We start from the raw sequence: 21,811 nt of genomic DNA, 5'->3' as shown, positions 1-21,811 counted from the left end.
TAGAAGTCTTAATTTGAATTTATGAATAATAGAATAGAAAAAATAAGAGAATTAATAAATAATTTAAAAACTGACGCTATTTTAATAAAAGGAAAAAATAATAAAAGATATGTTGGGGCTTTAACAGGAAGTGGAGTTTATGTTCTTATAACCAAAGATGAACAATATCAGGTTTTAGATGGAAGGTATATAGATGAAGCAGATAAAAGAACAACAGGATTTATAAAAAAAATAGTTCCTCAAGGTGAATATATACCTAGTATAATAGAGCTCTTACATGAATTAAAAGTAAAAAATCTTGCTATAGAAAGTCAAGCTATGAGTATACAAGATTATATTAAATTAAATGAATCTGATTTTGATATTACTTTATTGACAAATGAATTAGGAAAAGTAAGAAAAATAAAATCAGAAGAAGAGATAGCACTTATAAAAAAAGCATGTGAAATAACTGATGAGGTATTTGCAGAAGTACTTTCAGAAATAAAAGAAGGAATGACTGAACTAGAAGTAGCAGCATTACTTCAGTACCATGCTCTTAAAAAGGGTGCTAGTGGAATGTCATTTGACACAATAGTTGCTTCAGGGGAAAGAGGTGCCATGCCTCATGGAAGACCTACAATGAAAAAGTTAAAAAGAAATGAAGCTATAACAATAGATTTTGGAGTTGTTTACGAAGGTTATCAATCAGATATGACTCGTACAATATCTATAGGTGAACCACCAGAAATAATTAGAAAAATATATGATATTGTTTTAAAAGCTCAGACAACAGCAATAGAAGCCATAAAAGAAGGTGTAAACGCTCGTGATGTTGATAATGTAGCTAGAACAATTATAGCTGAAAGTGGATTTGGTGAATATTTTAATCATGGCTTAGGACATGGTATAGGGCTTGGAGATGGAGAAGTACCTACCTTAAATCAAAGAAGTAATGATGTTTTAACTGAAGGAATGGTTATGTCTTGTGAACCTGGAATCTATATACCTGATGTAGGTGGTGTTAGAATAGAGGATGATGTTGTAGTTATAAATGGTAAGGGAGTGCCTCTTAACAATACAACTAAAGAGTTTATAATATTAGGAGAGTAGTAAAATGAAATATGACTTTGATAAAGTTTTGGATAGAAAACAAGGTAACTGTAGAAAATGGAGTAATGATGTAATAAAAGAAAAATTTGGTTTAGGTGAAACAGCTATACCTATGGATTTAGCAGATATAGATTTTGAGTGTTCACCAGCTATAAAAGATGCTATAGTAAAAAGAGCATCAGTTGGAGATTATAGCTATACGTATATAAATAATGATTTTTATAACGCTGTTATAGATTGGAATAAAAGAAGATTTAATGTAGATATAGAAAAAGAATGGATAAAATTAACTTTTGGTACTGTATCAACATTACATTATATAGTACAGGCATATACAAAAGAAGGAGAAGGTGTATTAATAAACACACCAGCATATGATCCATTTGCAGAAGCAGTAGAAAATAATAACAGAAAATTATATTGTAGTCCATTAAAATTAGTAAATAATAGATATTATCTAGATTTTGAAGATATGGAAGAAATAATGAAAAATGAAAATATAAAGGTGTTTATTTTCTGTAGTCCTCAAAATCCATCTGGACGTGTATGGACAAAAGATGAAATATATAGATTAGCTGAATTATGTTTAAAATATAATGTACTTTTAGTGTGTGATGAAATACATAGAGATATAGTATTTAATAGAAAAGATTTTATATCTTTATGGAACGCACATCCATCTATACATGAAAAAAGTATAGTTTGTGTATCACCAAATAAAGGTTTTAATCTTGGAGGCCTAAAAACATCATATGTAGTTATAAAAAATAAAGAAGTAAGAGAAACACTGCTTTCAAGATTAAAAAGTAATTCAATAACATCTCCAAATGTGTTTGCTGTACCTGCTATAATAGCAGCTTATAATGAAAGTGAAGAATGGTTAGATCAGATGACTTCTTATGTTGAAGAAAACTTCAAATTAGTTTCGAAGTTCTTTGAAGAAAATATACCGAAAGCAAAAGTTATGGATTCTGAATCATCTTTCCTTGCGTGGATAGATGTAAGAGAAATATTTGATAATGAAGAAGAAATGAAAAAATTCTTTATAAAAGCTAACTTAACAATGGTTGTGGGAAGTTACTTTGTACAAGATGGAGAAGGTTTTGTAAGAATAAATATAGGTTGTCCTAGATCAGTTTTAGAGGAAGCACTAAGCAGAATAAAGAAAACATATGAAGAAATATATAATTAATAGAAAACTAGCTATCATTAGTATAAATGGTAGCTAGTTTTTTATTTAAAAATTAAAAAGTTAAAAAAATATTTAATTAAAAATAAATATAAATTTATAACTCACAAAAACGTTTTTTCTATCTAAAAAATTATAATATAATAGGAAAATAGCATAAATTTTATCTTAAAAAACAAAATTGATAAAAAAATAGCTAAAAAATAAAAAGAAGTAAAATTCAGAAAAAAGATTTTTAATATATACAACTTTCAAAAATGAACAAGTTGTATATATCTATGAAAAATAAAAAATTTCAAAATGTTTCAAAAAAAATCAAATACAACTAAAATCAAAATTAACTTCAAAATAAAAAAACAATAAATAGTAAATATGAAATATGTTGAAAAATAAGCAACTATAGTAAACAAAAATTATAAAAATAACTGAAAAATAATAAAAAATAATATAATTTATAGAAGTAATGCAAGAAAATGGAAAACGTATTCACAAAATACTAAAAACGATAGAAAATATATTTAATTATGCAAAATAAGTTAGAAAATTGAAGAAAAAGTATAAATTTAATTCAAAAAATGGAATTATAAAATTGACAAAAAACAAAATTATAAATATAATGAATATAATCTAATGAATATCATAAAAAAAGTTTGAATAATTTTAAAAGACAGGTGGTGAAAAGATGTCATCTATTGAATTAATTAAAGTTATCAATGAAGCAGAGAAACAAGCTGATAAGATCAAAAAAGATGGAGTTCAAGAAGCTAAAAATATAGTAGCCGAGGCGAATAAAAGAGCATCACAAATAATAGCAGATGCAGAAGATAAAGCAGATGCTGAATATAATTTGGCTATTAGTAAAGCTGAGTTAGATGCAGAAAAAGTATATAACGATATTATTGAACAAACATCGGAAAAAAGTAGAATACTTTTATCTAATGCAGAAAATAATATTAAAGCTGGAGTAGAGGTTGTTCTAGAAAGGATTGTGAAGTCTAATGTCAATTGTTAAGATGAAAAAACTTTCTGTTATAGGACTGAGCAACAATAAAGAAGAGCTTATAAAACACTTAATGGATCTTGGTGTTGTAGAATTAAATGCGCAAGATCAAAAACTTCTTCAAGAAGAATGGGCCAATATAGTTGTAAAAGATGGAAATGAAGATGAAGTAAGTAAGATAGACTCAGAACTTCAAAAGATATCTACTGTATTAGAGACACTTTCACAGTATGATAAGTCTAAAAAGCCTCTTATAAAGACTAGAAGAGCTATTACGAAGAAAGAATTTAAAAATATTATGGATGACAAAGATGAAATCCAAAATATTACTAATAAAGTGTATAAGCTTCATAATGGTCTTGTTAATTTGAAAGGACAAGAAAATAAAATAGAAACAAATATTGTTTCATTAAAACCATGGCTTTCTTATGATATACCTGTTGAATTGAGAGAAACAGAATATACTGAAATTTTAATAGGTGTAGTTCCAAGTACAGTAGAAATAGAAGAAATGAGAAAATCCATAGAAGAAACTTCTGATAAGACAGTATTTAAGCTTATTGGAAGTGATGCAGACCAACATTATATATCTATAATATCTTTAAAGAGTGATATAGAACTTGTGTTAGATTGTATAAGACAATTTGGATTCAATAAAGTTACTTTTATGAATATGCAAGGTACAGCATCTAAAATAATTGGAGATTATGAAAAAGAATTATCTAATATATCAAAAGAAAAAGAAAGTATAGAAAAAGAAATAGTTTCAATGACAGGTGAAATAAAGAAAATAGAGTGTCTTTATGATGAAACTATAATAGAGAAAGATAGAAATCAGATAAGAAATAGATTATTAAAGACAGAATCATCATTCTATTTTGATGGATATATGCCAGCACGGGCAGAAAAAAGTGTTCAAAAAGCATTAGAAGAAAATGGATGTTACTATGAATTTAATGAAATAGAAGAAGGTGAAGAAGCACCAGTACTATTACATAATAAAGGAGCAATATATCCATTTGAAGCAATAACAAATCTATATGCTCTTCCTGAATATACTGAGATAGATCCAACTAAATGGTTAGCACCATTTTACTTCATATTCTTTGGTATGATGTTGAGTGATGCAGCTTATGGAATTATAATGGCTGTAGCTTGCTTTATACTAAACAAAAAATTCAGACTAGAGGGAATGATGAAAAAACTTATAAATATGTTCTTCTGGTGTGGTATTTCAACAGCAATTTGGGGAGCACTTTTTGGAGGCTGGTTTGGAGATCTACCAACAGTAGCAGCAAAAACATTCTTTGGAATAGATAATTTTGCGGTAAAACCACTTTGGTTCAATCCAGTAAATGACCCTATGAAATTATTAATATTCTCATTTATACTAGGTGGAATTCATTTGTTCTTAGGAATGGGAATACAAGCATATATGCTTATAAAAGATGGTAAACCATTTGATGCACTATGTGATATAGGATTTTGGTATATCCTTTTAATAGGGTTAGTTCTATTTGGTGTAGGTGGAAATATAGGAGAAATGGCTATTACAATAGGAAAATATATGTCTATTGTAGGGGCTTTAGGTCTTCTATTAACAGGTGGAAGAAAGAAAAAAGGAATATTTGGAAAATTAGTTGGAGGATTAGGAAGTTTATATGATATAACATCTTACCTAGCAGATATTCTTTCATATTCAAGACTTCTTGCTTTAGGACTAGCTACAGGAGTTATAGCTCAGGTTATAAATACTATGGGAAGCTTAGCAGGAGGCGGAATAAAAGGATCAATACTATTAATAGTAGTTGCTGTATTTGGACATTTATTCAATATAGCAATAAATGCTCTTGGTAGTTTTGTTCATGCAAGTAGATTACAGTACGTTGAATTCTTCGGAAAATTCTATAAAGGTGGAGGATCAGCGTTTGAACCATTCGATAAAAAGACAAAATATGTCGACATAGTTAAGGAGGAGAATTAATATGTCAATCGGTACAATGTTAGCAATTTTAGGAGCATCATTAGCAGCAATAGCAGGTATAGGTAGTGCAATAGGTGTAGGTATAGCAGGTGAAGCAGCAGCAGGAGTAGTAGCAGAAGATCCTAAGAAATTTGGTCAGACACTAATAATGCAGGCTCTACCAGGTACACAGGGAATATATGGATTACTAATAGCTTTCATCATAATGTTAAAAATAGGTCTTATGGGTGGAAGTGGAATATTAGATTTAACAGTTGCTCAGGGTGCAGCCATATTAGCAGCAGCAGCACCAATAGGAATAGTTGGAGTATTCTCAGCAATAGCACAAGGTAAAGCAGCAGCAGCAGGTATAATGCTTATAGCTAGAAAACCAGAAGAATTAGCAAAAGGTATGATATATGCAGCTATGGTTGAAACATATGCCGTATTAGCATTACTAGTATCTTTCTTAATGTTAAATGCAATAGGATTATAAACAGTAACAGTTTAAGGATGTGGATATAATGAGTATTGAAAAAATAACAGAAAAAATAATTTCTGAAGCTCAGGAATATGCAGATAATGCTGTTGCTGAAGCTAGAAAACAAGAAGAAGAAATAATAAATAAAGCATTAGAAGATGCTGATAAAATACTTTTAAATGTCCAGAACAATATAAAAGCTGAATCAGATAAAGTATTTAGCAGAAGAAATTCACTAGCTCAACTTGAAACAAGAAAAATGATTTTACAAGCAAAACAAGATGCAGTGAATGAGTGTTTTGAAAGAGCAGTAAGCGAAGTATACAATATGGATGAAGAAAAATATATAGATTTTTTAGTACATATTTTAATCGATATTGGAGTAAAAGAAGGAGAGGTTCTTTTCAACAAAAAAGATGCTGAAACTGTTGGAAGCAAAGTAATTGTTCTGGCTAATGAAAAAGGAAATAAATTTAGTTTATCAACAAATACAATAGATGCTAAAGGTGGATTCAAATTAGTATCAGGGAAAGTAGAGATAACTGCTACTATAGAATCTATAGTTGATGATATAAAAGAAGAAATAACACCTGATGTGGTGAAGGCATTGTTTGATTAATACAAGGCTTACCCATTTTAGAAAGGGGATTGATTAATTTGGCAAAGATTAACAATAAAGATTATATATTTGCCACTGCCTGTGTAAGAAGTGGAGAAAAAAATATGCTTAACCACGATAAAATAAATAAAATGGTTGAAAGTAAAAATTCTGAAGAAGCATTGAAAGTACTTACAGAAATGGAGTATGGAGGATCTTTTACAGATGTAAAACCACAAGATTTTGAACTACTTTTAACACGGGAACATAAAAAAACTTACGAATTTATTAAATCAATAGTTCATGACCCTGAATATTTTAATATATTTTTATATCAATCAGATTATCATAATATAAAAGTAGCATTAAAAGCCGAGTTTTTAGATATCAATCCTGAACCATTTTTTATGGACAGCGGAAGTATTGATGCAAAAACTATGGAGAATATGATAAGAGAAAGAGACTTTATTGGAATGTCTACAGAGATGAAGGATGCTATAGAAGAAGTTTTAGACGTATTTGCTAGAACAAAAGATCCTCAGCAAGTAGATATAATTCTAGATAAAGCTTGTTATAAAGATATGATAAGACTTGCAGAAAAGTCAGAAAATGAGTATTTAAAAGGGTATGTAAAACTTTTAATAGATACTATTAATTTAAAAACTTTCGTTAGAATGAGAAAAATGAAAAAAAGTTGGGACTTTTTCTCAAAAGTATTTATTGAAGGTGGGAATATAACAGAAAAATTCTTTATAAGTGGATATGATGAGCAACTTGAATCATTTGCAGAGAAACTTGGAACATATGGACTTTCAGAGGTTCTTGCAGAAAGTATTCCGACATTAAAAGAAAAAGGAAGTTTTACAACACTTGAAAAAATGTGTGATAATCGTCTGATGGAATATGTTAAAGATTCAAGATATAAATCTTTTGGAATAGAAGCAATTGTAGGTTATATTTTAGCTAAAGAAAATGAAATTAAATCAGCTAGAATAATAATGGCTGGAAAATTAGCTGGTCTTTCATCAGATAGAATAAGAGAAAGGTTGAGAGAAAGTTATGTATAAAATAGGAATAATAGGAGATAGAGATAGTGTTACAGGCTTCAAAGCTGTTGGATTAGATACATATCCTTGTATGAATTCTGATGAAGCTAAAGAAGTGTTAAAAAGACTTGTATCCGAAGAAAATTTTGCTATTATCTACATAACAGAAAATCTATGCCAGCATATGATAGAAGAAATAGATAGCTATAAATCTCTTATAACACCAGCAATAATACCAATACCTGGAGTTGATGGTAGCTTAGGAATTGGTATAGCAGGAGTTAAGAAAAATGTAGAAAAAGCAGTAGGAGCTGATATTCTTTTCGGAGATAAGTAAGAAATAAAATTATTAATTCAAATAATATTTAATTAATATAGAAAGAAATGGTGATAAAATGAGCCAAGGAAAAGTAGTTAAAGTATCTGGACCACTAGTTATTGCTGAAGGAATGCAAGAAGCAAATATGTTTGATGTGGTTCGTGTCTCAGATGAGGGACTTATAGGTGAAATAATAGAGATGCGTGATGATAGAGCGTCTATACAGGTATATGAAGAAACAGCAGGTTTAGGACCTGGAACAAAAGTTGTATCAACAAATGCACCATTAAGTGTTGAACTTGGACCAGGACTTATAGAAAATATGTATGATGGAATACAAAGACCACTTGAAAAAATGGTTGAAGTTGCAGGAGCAAATATATCTAGAGGAATACAAGTTTCTGCTATAGATAGAGAAAAAAAATGGGAATTTGTTCCAAAAGTATCTGTTGGTGAAAAAGTTGAATCAGGAGATATAATTGGTACTGTACAAGAGACTGTTGTTGTAGAACATAGAATAATGGTACCAGTTGGTATAAAAGGTACTGTTAAAGAAATAAAATCAGGAGAGTTTACTGTCGAAGAAACCGTTTGTATACTTTCACTTGAAGATGGTTCAGAAAAAGAACTTACAATGATGCAAAAATGGCCAGTCAGAGTTAGTAGACCATATAAAGAAAAATTAGTTCCTGATATGCCTTTAGTTACAGGACAAAGAGTTATAGATACAATGTTCCCTATAGCAAAAGGTGGGGTAGCAGCTGTACCAGGACCTTTTGGAAGTGGAAAAACAGTAGTTCAACACCAGTTAGCTAAATGGGCAGATGCAGAAATAGTTGTATATATAGGTTGTGGAGAACGTGGAAATGAAATGACAGATGTTTTACGTGAATTCCCTGAACTGCAAGATCCAAAAACAGGGGAATCTCTAATGAAAAGAACTATACTTATAGCTAATACATCAGATATGCCAGTTGCAGCTCGTGAAGCTTCTATATATACAGGAATAACAATAGCAGAATATTTTAGAGATATGGGATATTCAGTTGCATTAATGGCAGACTCTACATCAAGATGGGCAGAAGCACTTCGTGAAATGTCAGGTCGTCTTGAAGAAATGCCAGGTGAAGAAGGTTATCCAGCTTATTTAGGATCTCGTTTAGCTCAATTCTATGAAAGAGCAGGACGTGTAATAAGTTTAGGAAGTGAAGGAAGAGAAGGTGCATTATCTGCTATAGGTGCAGTTTCACCTCCAGGAGGAGATACTTCAGAACCAGTTTCGCAGGCAACTCTTCGTATAGTAAAAGTATTCTGGGGACTAGATAGTGACCTTGCTTATAAACGTCATTTCCCAGCTATAAACTGGTTATCTAGCTACTCTTTATATGTAGATAGATTAAATAAATGGTTTGATAAAAATGTAAATAAATATTGGTCAACAAATAGAGCAGATGCTATGAGATTACTTCAAGAAGAAGCAGAACTTCAGGAAATAGTACAGCTTGTTGGTGTAGATGCACTTTCATACTCAGATAGATTGAAACTTGAAATTGCAAGAACAATACGTGAAGACTATCTACATCAAAATGCATTCCATGAAGTAGATACATACTCTTCATTAGAAAAACAGTTCTTATTATTAAGATTGATAATGTTATTCTACAATAGAAGTGCAGAAGCTATAGCCAATGGAGCAGATTTTGATAAAATAGTAGAGCTTCCAGTAAGAGAAAGAATAGGAAGATTTAAATATGTAGAAGAAAAAGATGTAAACGAAGTGTATGCATCTATAGATGAAGAAATGTTAAATTGTTTAGCAGATCTAACATCTAAGGAGGTGGAGTAATTGATTAAAGAGTATAAAACTATCGCAGAGGTTGCAGGACCACTGATGCTTGTCAAAGATGTAGAAGGCGTAACATATGATGAACTTGGAGAAATAGAACTTCCATCTGGAGAAAAAAGAAGATGTAAGGTACTAGAAGTTAATGGAAATAATGCTCTTGTTCAGTTATTCGAAAATTCAGCAGGTATAAATTTAGCTGAAAGTAAGGTTAGATTCCTTGGACATGGTATGGAACTTGCTGTATCAGAAGAAATGCTAGGTAGAGTATTTGATGGTATGGGAAGACCAAAAGACAATGGTCCAGAAATAATACCAGAAATGAAATTAGATATAAATGGATTACCTATGAATCCAGCAGCACGTGACTATCCGTCAGAATTTATACAGACAGGTGTATCAGCAATAGATGGTTTAAATACATTAGTAAGAGGGCAAAAATTACCTATATTCTCAGGTTCTGGACTACCTCATGCTGAACTTGCATCACAGATAGCTCGTCAAGCACAAGTTCTTAATAGTGAATCAAATTTCGCAGTTGTATTCGCAGCAATGGGGATAACTTACGAAGAAGCAGACTACTTTGTATCAGATTTTAGAAGAACTGGTGCAATAGATAGAACTGTATTATTTATGAACTTAGCGAATGACCCAGCAGTAGAACGTATATCAACACCTCGTATGGCACTAACAGCAGCTGAATATCTTGCATTTGAAAAACATATGCATGTGCTAGTAATATTAACAGATATAACAAATTATGCTGAAGCTCTTCGTGAAGTATCAGCAGCACGTAAAGAAGTTCCTGGAAGAAGAGGATATCCTGGTTATCTATACACAGACCTTGCAACAATGTATGAAAGAGCAGGTAAAAAATTAAACTGTGAAGGTTCAATAACTATGATACCTATCTTAACAATGCCAGAAGATGATAAAACACATCCAATACCAGACTTAACAGGATATATAACAGAAGGACAGATAATATTATCTCGTGATCTTTATCGTAAAGGAGTTACACCTCCAATAAATGTTCTTCCATCATTATCTCGTTTAAAAGATAAAGGTATAGGAAAAGGAAAAACTAGAGAAGACCATGCTGATACTATGAACCAGCTATTTGCAGCATATGCTCGTGGTAAAGAAGCAAAAGAATTAATGTCTATCTTAGGGGAAGCTGCACTAACTGAAATTGATAAAAAATATGCTAAATTTGCAGATGCCTTTGAAATGGAATATGTAAATCAAGGATATGAAACAAATAGAACAATAGAAGAAACACTAGAAATAGGATGGAAATTATTAACTATATTACCAAAGAGTGAATTAAAACGTATTAAAGACTCTAATATAGAAAAATATTATCCTGAAGAAAAATATAATCCAGATGCTAAATAAAAGAAGGGGGAGTAGGCTATGGCAAGACTAAATGTAAATCCTACTAGAATGGTACTTGCTTCTTTAAAAAAGCGTCTAAGTGTTGCCAGTAGAGGACACAAGCTTCTTAAAGATAAACGTGATGAATTAATGAAAACTTTCTTAGATTTGGCAAGAGAAAATAAAGTTTTGCGTGAGGAAGTTGAACTTTTGATAACAGGAGTTTATCAAAACTTCAGTATAGCAAATGCAGTAATGTCATCACAAGCTGTAGATGAAGCCCTTATGTACCCAAAACAAGGAGTAATAGTAAATGTCGATAAAAAAAATGTAATGAGTGTTGATGTTCCAGTATTTGATTTTGAAACAACAACAGATGATGTTACAGATATTTACTCATATGGATTTGCTACAACTTCAGGAGAACTAGATTCTGCAATAAGTGAATTATCTAGAGTATTTCCAATAATGCTTAAATTAGCAGCTATGGAAAAAGAAGCAAACTTACTTGCTGATGAAATTGAAAAAACTAGACGTCGTGTTAATGCTCTTGAATATATAATGATACCTCAACTTGAAGAGACTATAAAATATATTACAATGAAATTAGACGAAAACGAAAGAGGAAATCAGACAAGATTAATGAAAGTAAAAGATATGATGCTTAAAGAAGCTATTGAGGAAAAAAGAGCTCAAGATGAAGCTATGTATAATGAATATAAAGAAACACATTCCAAATAAAAATATAAAAACAGAAACCAAATTTGGTTTCTGTTTTTTATTATCTATAAGTTTTATGAATTTTAAAATGATATTATATATTTAAATTTAAAATAATATTTATCACAAATGAAAAAGATATTATTTTATGTTATAATTATGCTCGATTAATTATAATCAATAATAAAATTTATAGAAAAATATATTAATAAAGAAGGTGTATTATTTTGTCGATTTATAAAAAAAATTTAGAAAGTCTAAAAGAACTTTTTTCTATAAAAAAAGATCAAGCTGAAAATGAAGAAATAAAAAAAAGGATAGACGAATCATCATCTATAAGTGGAACAAATTTGTGGATTTTGATAATGGCTATATTAGTTGCATCCATTGGTCTTAATATGAATAGTACAGCAGTAATAATAGGTGCTATGCTTATATCACCATTAATGGGTGGAATAATAAGTATTGGATATGGTTTTGCAATGAATGATATAAATCATATAAAAAGATCTGCAATAAATTTTGGTATACAAATATTTATAAGTATATTTGTTAGTGTAATTTATTTTAAAATAACACCATTAACAGAAATAACACCAGAGTTATTAGCAAGAACAGAACCTACAATATGGGATGTTTTAATAGCTATATTTGCAGGAATTGCAGGTCTTATAGGCCTTACAAGAAGAGAAAGAATGAGTAATATAGTTCCAGGTACAGCAATAGCAACTGCATTAATGCCTCCTCTTTCTACACTAGGATATGGAATAGCAGTGCATAACATACATTTTATATTAGGTGCTGCATATTTATTCTTTATAAACTCATTTTTTATATGCTTAGTTAGTTCAGTTGGATTTAGATTAATGCATGTAATAAAACCTGGAGAAGATAAAACTAGATCACCAAAATCAAAAGTTATATTTTGGATACTTATAATAGTATCTATACGGCCTAGTATATATCTTGCATGGAATATAGTTGATGAAACAATAACTCAAAAAAATTATGCAGAATTTATAGAAAAAGAATTTGATTTTAGTGAAACACAAATATTTGATGAAAGTATAGATATAAAAAATAAAAAAATAGATATAGTATTAATAGGAAAAGAATTAACTTCTAATGAAATTAAAAATATAGAAAAAAATAAAAAAATATTTGAATTAGGAAATTATAAATTAAAAATAAATCAAATGCCTGTATCAAAAGGTGTAACTAAAGATGAGATTGAAGGAATGCTTAGTGGAGATAGTTCTATACTTGAAAAAAATAAAGAATTAATAATAAATAATGTTGAAACAAAAGAATCAAAATATTATGAAATAAAAAAAGAGCTTTTTATACTTTATCCTGAAATAGATGAAGTTGGAATTACTAAAATAATGAATAAAGATGGAAAAGAAAAACAAGTTTTAATTCTAGCTTCAAAAGAAGGAATAAGCATAGATACTCAAAAAAGAATTAAAAATTGGATAAAAGAAAAAACTGGTGAAGATATGAGTATTATAGTATCTAAAAATCAAGCAATATTAGATGAAAATAAGGTAGAAGAAAAAGTTGAATAGCAGTAAAATTATATATTATATAATTAATAAAAAGGAAGGTTTAATCTAAAAATATGATTCCTAAAAGAGTAAAACAATTTTATGTTAATCTAACAGATAAATTTACTGAAGAAGACGAAAAATATGCTCAAAACTTATTGGATGGTTTTGAATATTATCTATTTATGAAAATTTCAAATTCAGAAAAGAAGCATAGTGTTAGAGTATCTAGAGAATTTAAAAAAATTTCTGAGGAAATAAAATTAAATAAATATAGTCCAACAAAAGATTTATTAGTTGAAAAAAACCAAACTACAGAAAATTTAAAAAAAATAATATCTAAAGATGGTGAAGAATATATAAATAATTTTATTATAGAAAATGAAAATTTATTTATAAAAGCAGGATTGTTGCATGATGTAGGAAAATCTAAAAAAAGAATTAATATAATAGAAAAATCCATAATAGTAATATTAAATAAAATTACATCTGGTAAACTAAAAAAATCAAAAAATAAAAAGATACAATGCTACTATAGACATAGTGAATATAGTGAAAATATGTTAAAAAATCATATAAAAAATAAAAATTTATTGGATTTAATAAAAAATCATCATTCTTCACAAACAGAAGATTTAAAAGTATTATTATTTCAAGTTATAGATGATAGAAATTAAAATATATAAAAAATATGAAATTTAAATATATAACAAGATATTTTTAATATAAAAATAAAATAAAAATGAAGTGAAGTAAATAAAAAATATATATTTAAAATATATATTTAATAAAATAATTGAAAAAGGAGTATAAATATGGAAGAATTAAAAAAATCAATAGATGAAATATCAAAATCTAATCCATATAAGATAGTTATAAGTAATAGAAAAAATAAAGAAATAGACTATAAAAAAATAAATATAAATTTAAAAGAAATAAAAGATAGAGAATTTTATCAAATTGAAAAATTTACAGATAAACAAGTATTTCATGAAAATATAGAAAAAGAAGAGTTAGAAAATCATATAATAGAATTTTTAAAAGAAGATTTTAAACAACTAGATGCATGGTCGGAAGATGCAGTCTTTAATATAAAAATTTCTAAAAAAGGTAAGGTATTTTTTGGAAGAAAAAATGCAAAAAAATCTATAATGGCAAAACAAGTAAAAACACACAATAAAGAAAAAGAATATATAATAAAAGAAGGTATGAATGTACCAGCATTAATTGATTTAGGAGTATTCACAAAAGAAGGTAAAGTTGTAAAATCAAAATACGATAAATATAAACAAATAAATAAGTTTATAGAATTAATAGACCATGAAATAAGAAAAAATGAATATAAAGAGCTTACAATACTAGACTTTGGTTGTGGTAAATCATATTTAACATTTGTACTTTATTATTACTTTGTAGAAATTAAAAAGATAAATGTCAAAATGATAGGCTTAGATTTAAAGGAAGATGTTATAAAAAAATGTAATGAGATAGCAAAAAGATATAATTATGAAAATCTTCACTTTGAATTAGGAGATATAAATGGATACAAATATAATAACAAAGTAGATATGGTTATAACTTTACATGCATGCGATACAGCAACAGATTATGCTTTATATAATGCAATAAAATGGAATACCAAAATGATTTTCTCTGTTCCTTGTTGTCAACATGAATTAAATGAGCAAATGAAGTCAGAGAATTTATCAATACTTACAAATTATGGAATAATACAAGAAAGAATAGCAGCCCTTATGACAGATTCAATAAGAGCAAACTTATTAGAATCTTTGGGATATAAGACAAATTTACTAGAATTTATAGATATTGCTCACTCGCCCAAAAATATATTAATAAGAGCAGTAAAAACAAATGTATCAAAAGAAAAGAAAGAAAAATCATTAAATGAAGTAGACAATCTAATGAAAGAATTTAATTTTGATCAAACATTATACAGACTTTTAAAAGAAGATAATCTTATATAAAAATAAAACATAGAAAATTTTATAAAAAATATATTTAGTTCTAAATAGGAAAGGTGAAAATAATGATAACAATAATATCTCCGGCAAAAAATATGAGAAAGCCTAATATTTGGAAAGAAAAAATTGATAAAAGTGAACTTACAAATCCAAAGCTTTATGAAAAATCAAATAAAATATTAAGTCATATGAAAGAATATATAACAGAAGAAATTCAAGATATTATGAAAATAAAAGAAGATTTAGCACAATTAAATTATGCTAGATTTCAAAAAATGAAACCTATTAAAAAAGATAGTGTTGTTATTAAAGATAAAATACCATCTATATTTGCATATGATGGAATACAATATAAAAATATTTCACCAGAGGATATATCAAAAGAAGGACTATTATTTTTAAATGAGCACTTAAGAATAATAAGTGGATTTTATGGAATATTAAGACCATTTGATATAATAGACGAATATAGATTAGAAATGCAGACAAAAGTAAAAATTTATGAAAAAAATAATCTGTATACTTTTTGGAATACAAGTATAGCAGAAGAAATATCAAATGATTTAAATAATGAAGGTATAGTATTAAATTTAGCATCAAAAGAATATAGTAAAACAGTTGAAAAAACTTTTAACTCTAAAGAATCTAAAATAAAACTTATAAACTGTACGTTTAAAGTTGAAAAAGGAGAAAAATTAAAGGTAGAATCTACAGCTTCTAAAAAAGCTAGAGGGAAAATGGTTAAATATATTGCTGAAAATAAAATAGATGATTTAGAAAGTATAAAAAAATTTAAAGAAGATGACTTTGCTTATTCAGAAAAATATTCTACAGATAAAGAGATTGTTTTTATAAAAAAAGTATATTAGAAAAGAGTGATTATATGGAAAAAATAGCTGTTATAGCAGGGACTTTAGTTGATACAAAAATGGGAGGGGAATTTTTAGAAAAAAAAGGACTTGAAGTAGAGTTATATCCAGTATCGGAAAATCCTATAGAGCAGACAAAATTTCAACATCTCAAAGACGAAATCAAAGAAAATGAAATAAAAAAGATAGTATCAAAGATTAAATCAAAAGGAATCAAAAAGATCCTTGTATATTGTAATTCTTTAAGCTCAGCAGTTGATATGAAAAAAATTTCAAAAGAAGAAAATATATCTATAATAACACCAATGAATGCATATGAAATAATTGCCAATAATTACAATAATATAGGTGTGCTTGCAGCAAATAATAAAGGACTTTCTGGAATAGAAAAAACTATAATAGAAAACAATAATAATTGTAATGTAATTGGAATAGGTATGTTACCTATAGTATTAGATGTAGAATCTAAAAAGGAAGCAAATAAAATAATAATAGATAACTCTTTAGATATAGCATTAAAATTTTTTGAAAAAAATAATGTTGAATCTATAATATTAGGATGCACACATTTTTCATATTTTTCAAATGAAATCAAAAATTATACAAATTTAAATATAATAGACCCATCGGAAATGATGTACAATTTACTTATGAAAATTAAATAAGTGATAATAACTTAGAAAATAAAAATAAACCATATTATTTTGAAATAATATGGTTTATTTATTTATAATTAAAATAATATAAATTTGTATATTAAAATAATATAAATTTTAAAACTTGTTATCTAAAATTAAATCCAACCAAAATGCTCACAAGCAAATTCTATACCATCATCATCGGCTGATTTAGTTACAAAGTCTGCTTTTTCTTTTAAAGCATCAATTGCATTTCCCATAGCTATAGATGTCCACTCATCTCTGAACATTTTTAAATCATTTTTTTGATCGCCAAATACAACAACATCTTTATAAGGAGCTTTAAAATGATCCATAACAGCTTTTATACCAACAGATTTATCATCAGGTTCAACAAATAAATATGCATCGTGGAATCTGACAAAAGGAAGATTTTTTAATCCTTCTAAAGTATCATCTAATTCAGGTTTACAAGCTACATAAAGTTTATAAAAAGTGTCTATATTATGAAAGTCTAGATTTGGATCTACAATATTTTTCATATAGACATCATTAGTATATTCTACAAAACTATTATCCTTAGTATATCTTATTGGAGAATTTTCCATAGATATTCCCCAAGGTATTCCTTTTTCTTCTAGTTCTTCCAATAAAGCGATACAATTTTCTTTATCAAGAGGTTTTATCCCTAAAAGTTTCTTATCTATTGTTATACCATTGCCACCATCACTGACCATGTTTTTAAACCCAAGTTCATCTAATAGCTCAACAGCTTTAGCATGACTTCTTCCAGTAGCAATAGATAAAAAATGTCCGTTTTCTTCAAGTTTTTTTAAAGCTCTTTTTGTTGATTCAGGAACATATGGTTCTGGAAATCCAGTAGAAAGAGTTCCATCTATATCAAAAAAGAAATATTTTTTTACAAATTTTTCATTAGTACTAATAAAAATCACCACCCTAATTAATTATCTCTAAAGAAATGTTACCATAAAAATCAAAAAAATAATATCTTAAATATAAATTAAACTTATTTATTTTTTATCTTAAGTATTTATTTTATTCTTTATTTGTTCTATTATATTAATGTGAAAATATATGTGTATACTATAGATTATCAATTTCAGAATAAAGAAAGGAGTATGTCAAAACTAAAATATTATAAAATTATAAAATAAGATACAGAAATAAACAAAAAAACTTACAAATATTATTTTATAGATTTTTGACAATAGTAATTATAGAAATGAATATTTTAAATATAGATAGGAGAATAAATTTAAAAAAAGAATATAATTCATTGAAAGAAGATTTTGCAGATATTGTAATAGATAGAGCTGAAAATATAATAAAAAAAGAGGTTATTATAAAATCTACATATCAATCTCATTTTGGAATGTATGAATTAGCAATATTAGAAAATGAAGCAGAAATTAGAGTAATTAATAGAAAAATAGATTTAGCAAATGAATATATGAAAAATGAAAAAGAGATAGATGAAGAAAAAATAAAAGAAATAGTACACTCTGAAGAATTAGCATTTAATGAAATTATAGAGGATAAAAAGAATCGGATAAAAAAAGCTAATGATTATTTAAAAAGAGAAAGATTAACCGATAGAGAACAAGATAGAATGAGGGATAGTTTAAGACTTTTAGTTATGAAATTACATCCAGTTTTATCGAAAAATTCAGATGAAAAATCTGTAATGATGCTAGAAAAAGCATTAGATTCATTTATAGATAATAACTACGGTAAAATGAGAATGCTTGAAAATATAATAGATTCATCAGTAAAAAAAGAAGAAAGTTTATCTGAAAAAGATATGATAAATGAAATAGAAAGATTAAAAAAAGCCATATCAGATGAAATAATGCAAGCTGGATTTGAAAAGAAAGAAAGAATATTTGAAATGGAAGAAATAGTTTTTGATATAGTAAAAGTTGAGAAGCAAAAAAATATATTAAAGGAAGAATTAAAAACAGAACAAAAATTAAAAAATAATCTTAAATATAAATTAGAATTATTAGAAAAAATATATAATTTTAATTTAGAATAAAAATAGGGAAATTAGAATATGGAGGATTTATGGAAGGGAGATTAGATTTAACAGAAGGAAGAATAGCTGAAAAGCTAATAAAATTAGCTCTACCTATAATGGGGACATCATTTATAAATATAGGATATAATGTTGTCGATATGATATGGGTAGGAAAAGCTGGTAGTGAAGCTGTTGCAGCAGTGGGTACAGCTGGATTTTATACATGGTTAGCACTTGCATTTATAGCAATTTCAAGAGTTGGAGGAGAAGTAAAAGTATCTCAAAGTGTTGGAAATCATAATATAGATGAAGCAAAGTCATATATAAAATCAGCTATAGAAATAAATATAGTACTTGCTATATTATTTGGAACGGTATTGATTGTATTTAATAGACAATTAATAGAATTATTTAGACTTGGAGCTGAAAGTGTAACTAGACAAGGAAGTACGTATCTTATAATAGTAGGATTTGGGATGATATTTTATTTTATAAATCCTGTATTTACTGCTATATTTAATGGATTAGGAGATAGTAAAACACCATTTTTAATAAATACGATGGGACTTTTAACAAATATATTATTAGATCCAATTCTTATACTTGGTGTAGGGCCATTTCCTAAAATGGGAGTAGCAGGTGCTGCTATAGCAACAATATCAGCACAGGCAATAGCGACATTTGTATTTATATATAAAATAATAAAAAAAGAAGGAATTTACTTCAAAATAAGGTATTTTAAAAATTTAGATTTCAAATATCATAAAGAATTATTTATTTTAGGTTTACCAGTAGCAATTCAAAGTGGAATGTTTACAGCATTTTCAATGTGTATAGGTGTAATAGTTGCAAGATGGGGGCCTGTTGCAATAGCTGTTCAAAAAGTAGGAAATCAGATAGAATCTATATCTTATACAACTGCTGATGGAATGGCATCTTCTGTTTCTGCATTTGTAGGTCAAAATTATGGAGCGAATAAAGTAGAAAGAATTGAAAAAGGTGCAAAAGTTGGAATTGTATTTGCTATATTTTGGGGAATTATTACTATGGCACTACTTATATTTGGAGCAGACTTTATATTTAAATTCTTTATAAATGAACCAGAGGCACTAAAAGAAGGTGCAAATTATCTAAAAATATTAGGATATGGAGAGATATTCCAATGTTTAGAGATAATAGTAAGTGGTATATTGAGAGGATTAGGAAGAACATATATATCTTCTATAATAGTAACTATATTTACAGGTGCTAGAATACCTATGGCAATACTACTATCTTCTGTATTAGGAATGGGACTTACAGGAGTTTGGGTGAGCATAACAATGAGTATGTGCATAAAAGGAATATTAATGTTATCTGTATACTTACACTATAAAAAAAATAATAAATTAATAGTAGAAAAGGAAACTATATAAAAATAGATATAGTTACAAAATTAAAAATATTTTTAAATTTTCAGAAAATAGATATAATACTATTGCATATTATCAAAATAGAGAGTATAATCTGAATAGTAGTGACGATAACAGAAATAAGTTGCTTATAAATAGAAATCAAGTAAATTAACCATATAAATTTTATGTAAATAAAAGACTGTATCACATTCTGCTGCGTGGACAGTTTTTTATTTTTTTATGTAGATTTATAAAATAATAATATTCAATTAAAAAATATAATATGTTTTATATTTGAAAATATAATAAAAAAACTCTATAATTATATATAATGTATACAAAAGTGAGGAGGGATAATTTTGATTTCAAAGATAATTATAAAAAAATTTATAAAAGATAGTGAAAACATAGAAGATGAAAAAGTAAGAAATAGATATGGATTTTTAGCCGGAATAGTGGGAATAATTGCGAATTTAATACTATTTATTTTAAAATTCAGTATAGGTTTTTTAAGTGGAAGTATTGCTATAACAGCAGATGCGTTTAATAACTTTTCAGATATGGCGTCATCAGCAATTACAATAATAGGTTTTAGATTGGCAAGTATGCCTGCTGATGAGAAGCATCCGTTTGGACATGGGAGATTAGAGTATATATCAGCTTTAGTAGTTGCATTTATGGTTATGTTTGTAGGTATAAAATTTGTACAAACATCATTTGAAAGAATAGTAAACCCTATTGGAGTTGAATTTAATTTAATACCATTTGTATTATTACTAGCATCAATATTAGTTAAGTTGTGGCTAGGTAAATTTAATAAATATGTAGGTGAAAAAATAGATTCAGCAGCACTAAAAGCAGTGGCAGTAGATGCTATGGGAGATGTATTTACATCTAGTTGTGTAGTATTATCATACTTAATAGCTAAGTTTACATCTATTCCATTAGATGGATATGTAGGTATAGTTGTATCATTAATAATATTATATGCAGGTTTTTCATTGATAAAAGAAACTATAAGCCCTCTTTTAGGAGAAGCACCAGATGAAGAAATGGTAAATGAAATAGTAGATAGTCTATTACAATATAATATAATTTCTGGAGTACATGATTTAATTATACATAATTATGGTGTTGGAAAATGTATAGCATCAATACATGCTGAAGTGCCTAGTAATATAGATATAATGGAAATACATGAAGTAATAGATGATGCAGAAAAAGAGATATCTAAAAAATTAAATATACATCTTGTAATACATATGGATCCAATAGCTATTGAAGATGAAGAGTTTATAAAAACAAAAAATGAGTTAGAAGAGATAATAGAGAGAAGTGAAATAATAGAATCATTCCACGATTTAAGAATTGTTGGAAAAGGAGAAAAGAAAAATCTTGTATTTGATGTTGTTGTAGATGGCGATTTATCACACATTGAAGAGGAAGATTTAAAAAAATGGATGAATGAACAAGTTCAAAAGAATCACAAATACTATAATTGTGTAATATTAGTAGATAAAAACTATGTTAAAAATCATTTTTAATAGTTTAAATAATTAAAGATACAAATAAAGGTGGTAATCATTAGTTTGATACCACCTTTTAAATTACAGATATATTTATTTTGAAGAAAAAATGCTTTTTACAATACTCAATATTTCATTTAATACTTCAAAATTACTTTTTACATTTTCCTTAGTAACAATAATATCAGC

Annotated in this window: 20 protein-coding genes; 19 read left to right on the top strand and 1 reads right to left on the bottom strand. The window is 27.4% G+C overall.

The window, feature by feature from the left end; all coding sequences use genetic code 11:
* Positions 1-21: 21 nt before the first annotated feature.
* The 16 genes from Q1J78_RS00730 (at position 22) to Q1J78_RS00655 (ending at position 16,691) form a co-directional block, all read left to right on the top strand.
* Positions 22-1,092, top strand: coding sequence for an aminopeptidase P family protein (locus Q1J78_RS00730; RefSeq protein WP_300279120.1), 1,071 nt, complete (start codon positions 22-24; stop codon positions 1,090-1,092).
* 4 nt (positions 1,093-1,096) lie between these two features.
* Positions 1,097-2,284, top strand: coding sequence for a MalY/PatB family protein (locus tag Q1J78_RS00725; protein ID WP_300279117.1), 1,188 nt, complete (start codon positions 1,097-1,099; stop codon positions 2,282-2,284).
* A 679-nt stretch (positions 2,285-2,963) separates the two neighbouring features.
* Positions 2,964-3,293, top strand: a complete 330-nt coding sequence (locus Q1J78_RS00720) for a hypothetical protein (RefSeq protein ID WP_300279114.1) — start codon at positions 2,964-2,966, stop codon at positions 3,291-3,293.
* Positions 3,280-5,265: a V-type ATP synthase subunit I gene (locus tag Q1J78_RS00715; RefSeq protein ID WP_300279112.1), complete on the top strand. Its 1,986-nt coding sequence runs from the start codon at positions 3,280-3,282 to the stop codon at positions 5,263-5,265. The genes Q1J78_RS00720 and Q1J78_RS00715 overlap by 14 nt, the downstream gene beginning before the upstream one ends.
* A 1-nt stretch (position 5,266) precedes the next feature.
* Positions 5,267-5,740 carry a V-type ATP synthase subunit K gene (locus Q1J78_RS00710; RefSeq protein ID WP_300279110.1) on the top strand — a complete coding sequence of 158 codons (474 nt, stop codon included), beginning with the start codon at positions 5,267-5,269 and terminating at the stop codon, positions 5,738-5,740.
* A 28-nt stretch (positions 5,741-5,768) separates the two neighbouring features.
* Entirely contained in the window at positions 5,769-6,344 is a 576-nt protein-coding gene (locus tag Q1J78_RS00705) for a V-type ATP synthase subunit E (protein ID WP_300279108.1), read from the top strand.
* Positions 6,345-6,382: 38 nt separating this feature from the next.
* Positions 6,383-7,390, top strand: coding sequence for a V-type ATP synthase subunit C (locus Q1J78_RS00700; protein WP_300279106.1), 1,008 nt, complete (start codon positions 6,383-6,385; stop codon positions 7,388-7,390).
* Positions 7,383-7,706, top strand: coding sequence for a V-type ATP synthase subunit F (locus Q1J78_RS00695; RefSeq protein ID WP_300279104.1), 324 nt, complete (start codon positions 7,383-7,385; stop codon positions 7,704-7,706). The genes Q1J78_RS00700 and Q1J78_RS00695 overlap by 8 nt, the downstream gene beginning before the upstream one ends.
* Before the next feature lie 58 nt (positions 7,707-7,764).
* The gene (locus Q1J78_RS00690) at positions 7,765-9,534 is read left to right on the top strand and encodes a V-type ATP synthase subunit A (protein ID WP_300279102.1); all 1,770 of its coding nucleotides are present in this window, start codon (positions 7,765-7,767) and stop codon (positions 9,532-9,534) included.
* Positions 9,535-10,929 carry a V-type ATP synthase subunit B gene (locus Q1J78_RS00685; protein WP_300279101.1) on the top strand — a complete coding sequence of 465 codons (1,395 nt, stop codon included), beginning with the start codon at positions 9,535-9,537 and terminating at the stop codon, positions 10,927-10,929.
* 18 nt (positions 10,930-10,947) lie between these two features.
* The gene (locus tag Q1J78_RS00680) at positions 10,948-11,649 is read left to right on the top strand and encodes a V-type ATP synthase subunit D (protein WP_300279100.1); all 702 of its coding nucleotides are present in this window, start codon (positions 10,948-10,950) and stop codon (positions 11,647-11,649) included.
* Between the two features lie 206 nt (positions 11,650-11,855).
* Positions 11,856-13,196 carry a DUF389 domain-containing protein gene (locus tag Q1J78_RS00675; RefSeq protein ID WP_300279098.1) on the top strand — a complete coding sequence of 447 codons (1,341 nt, stop codon included), beginning with the start codon at positions 11,856-11,858 and terminating at the stop codon, positions 13,194-13,196.
* Positions 13,197-13,249: 53 nt separating this feature from the next.
* Complete coding sequence (locus Q1J78_RS00670) at positions 13,250-13,852, top strand: HD domain-containing protein (RefSeq protein WP_300279097.1); 603 nt, start codon at positions 13,250-13,252, stop codon at positions 13,850-13,852.
* 138 nt (positions 13,853-13,990) lie between these two features.
* Positions 13,991-15,160 (top strand): class I SAM-dependent methyltransferase, encoded by a 1,170-nt coding sequence (locus Q1J78_RS00665; RefSeq protein ID WP_300279095.1) that lies wholly within the window; start codon positions 13,991-13,993, stop codon positions 15,158-15,160.
* A gap of 62 nt (positions 15,161-15,222) precedes the next feature.
* Positions 15,223-16,026, top strand: a complete 804-nt coding sequence (yaaA, locus tag Q1J78_RS00660; protein ID WP_300279093.1) for a peroxide stress protein YaaA — start codon at positions 15,223-15,225, stop codon at positions 16,024-16,026.
* A gap of 14 nt (positions 16,027-16,040) precedes the next feature.
* Entirely contained in the window at positions 16,041-16,691 is a 651-nt protein-coding gene (locus Q1J78_RS00655; RefSeq protein ID WP_300279090.1) for an Asp/Glu/hydantoin racemase, read from the top strand.
* A 128-nt stretch (positions 16,692-16,819) separates the two neighbouring features.
* Here the strand turns inward: Q1J78_RS00655 and Q1J78_RS00650 are convergent, their stop codons facing one another.
* Entirely contained in the window at positions 16,820-17,617 is a 798-nt protein-coding gene (locus Q1J78_RS00650) for an HAD-IIB family hydrolase (protein ID WP_300279089.1), read from the bottom strand.
* A 269-nt stretch (positions 17,618-17,886) separates the two neighbouring features.
* On the opposite strand from Q1J78_RS00650, the gene Q1J78_RS00645 reads away from it, so the two are divergent.
* From Q1J78_RS00645 to Q1J78_RS00635, 3 genes are all read left to right on the top strand, one after another.
* Entirely contained in the window at positions 17,887-18,720 is an 834-nt protein-coding gene (locus Q1J78_RS00645; protein WP_300279087.1) for a coiled-coil domain-containing protein, read from the top strand.
* A gap of 29 nt (positions 18,721-18,749) precedes the next feature.
* Positions 18,750-20,117 (top strand): MATE family efflux transporter, encoded by a 1,368-nt coding sequence (locus Q1J78_RS00640; protein ID WP_300279085.1) that lies wholly within the window; start codon positions 18,750-18,752, stop codon positions 20,115-20,117.
* 338 nt (positions 20,118-20,455) lie between these two features.
* On the top strand, positions 20,456-21,640 hold the full coding sequence (locus Q1J78_RS00635; RefSeq protein WP_300279083.1) for a cation diffusion facilitator family transporter: 1,185 nt from the start codon (positions 20,456-20,458) through the stop codon (positions 21,638-21,640).
* Positions 21,641-21,811 lie beyond the last annotated feature (171 nt).

Source organism: Peptacetobacter sp. (genome assembly GCF_029264495.1).
Lineage (GTDB): Bacteria > Bacillota > Clostridia > Peptostreptococcales > Peptostreptococcaceae > Peptacetobacter.
This window is presented reverse-complemented; position numbering and strand designations above follow the sequence as displayed.

Coding starts and splice junctions, on each gene's coding strand:
- Q1J78_RS00730 (WP_300279120.1), top strand. CDS start 22: ATGAATAATAGAATAGAAAAAATAAGAGAATTAATAAATAATTTAAAA.
- Q1J78_RS00725 (WP_300279117.1), top strand. CDS start 1,097: ATGAAATATGACTTTGATAAAGTTTTGGATAGAAAACAAGGTAACTGT.
- Q1J78_RS00720 (WP_300279114.1), top strand. CDS start 2,964: ATGTCATCTATTGAATTAATTAAAGTTATCAATGAAGCAGAGAAACAA.
- Q1J78_RS00715 (WP_300279112.1), top strand. CDS start 3,280: ATGTCAATTGTTAAGATGAAAAAACTTTCTGTTATAGGACTGAGCAAC.
- Q1J78_RS00710 (WP_300279110.1), top strand. CDS start 5,267: ATGTCAATCGGTACAATGTTAGCAATTTTAGGAGCATCATTAGCAGCA.
- Q1J78_RS00705 (WP_300279108.1), top strand. CDS start 5,769: ATGAGTATTGAAAAAATAACAGAAAAAATAATTTCTGAAGCTCAGGAA.
- Q1J78_RS00695 (WP_300279104.1), top strand. CDS start 7,383: ATGTATAAAATAGGAATAATAGGAGATAGAGATAGTGTTACAGGCTTC.
- Q1J78_RS00690 (WP_300279102.1), top strand. CDS start 7,765: ATGAGCCAAGGAAAAGTAGTTAAAGTATCTGGACCACTAGTTATTGCT.
- Q1J78_RS00680 (WP_300279100.1), top strand. CDS start 10,948: ATGGCAAGACTAAATGTAAATCCTACTAGAATGGTACTTGCTTCTTTA.
- Q1J78_RS00670 (WP_300279097.1), top strand. CDS start 13,250: ATGATTCCTAAAAGAGTAAAACAATTTTATGTTAATCTAACAGATAAA.
- Q1J78_RS00665 (WP_300279095.1), top strand. CDS start 13,991: ATGGAAGAATTAAAAAAATCAATAGATGAAATATCAAAATCTAATCCA.
- yaaA (WP_300279093.1), top strand. CDS start 15,223: ATGATAACAATAATATCTCCGGCAAAAAATATGAGAAAGCCTAATATT.
- Q1J78_RS00655 (WP_300279090.1), top strand. CDS start 16,041: ATGGAAAAAATAGCTGTTATAGCAGGGACTTTAGTTGATACAAAAATG.
- Q1J78_RS00640 (WP_300279085.1), top strand. CDS start 18,750: ATGGAAGGGAGATTAGATTTAACAGAAGGAAGAATAGCTGAAAAGCTA.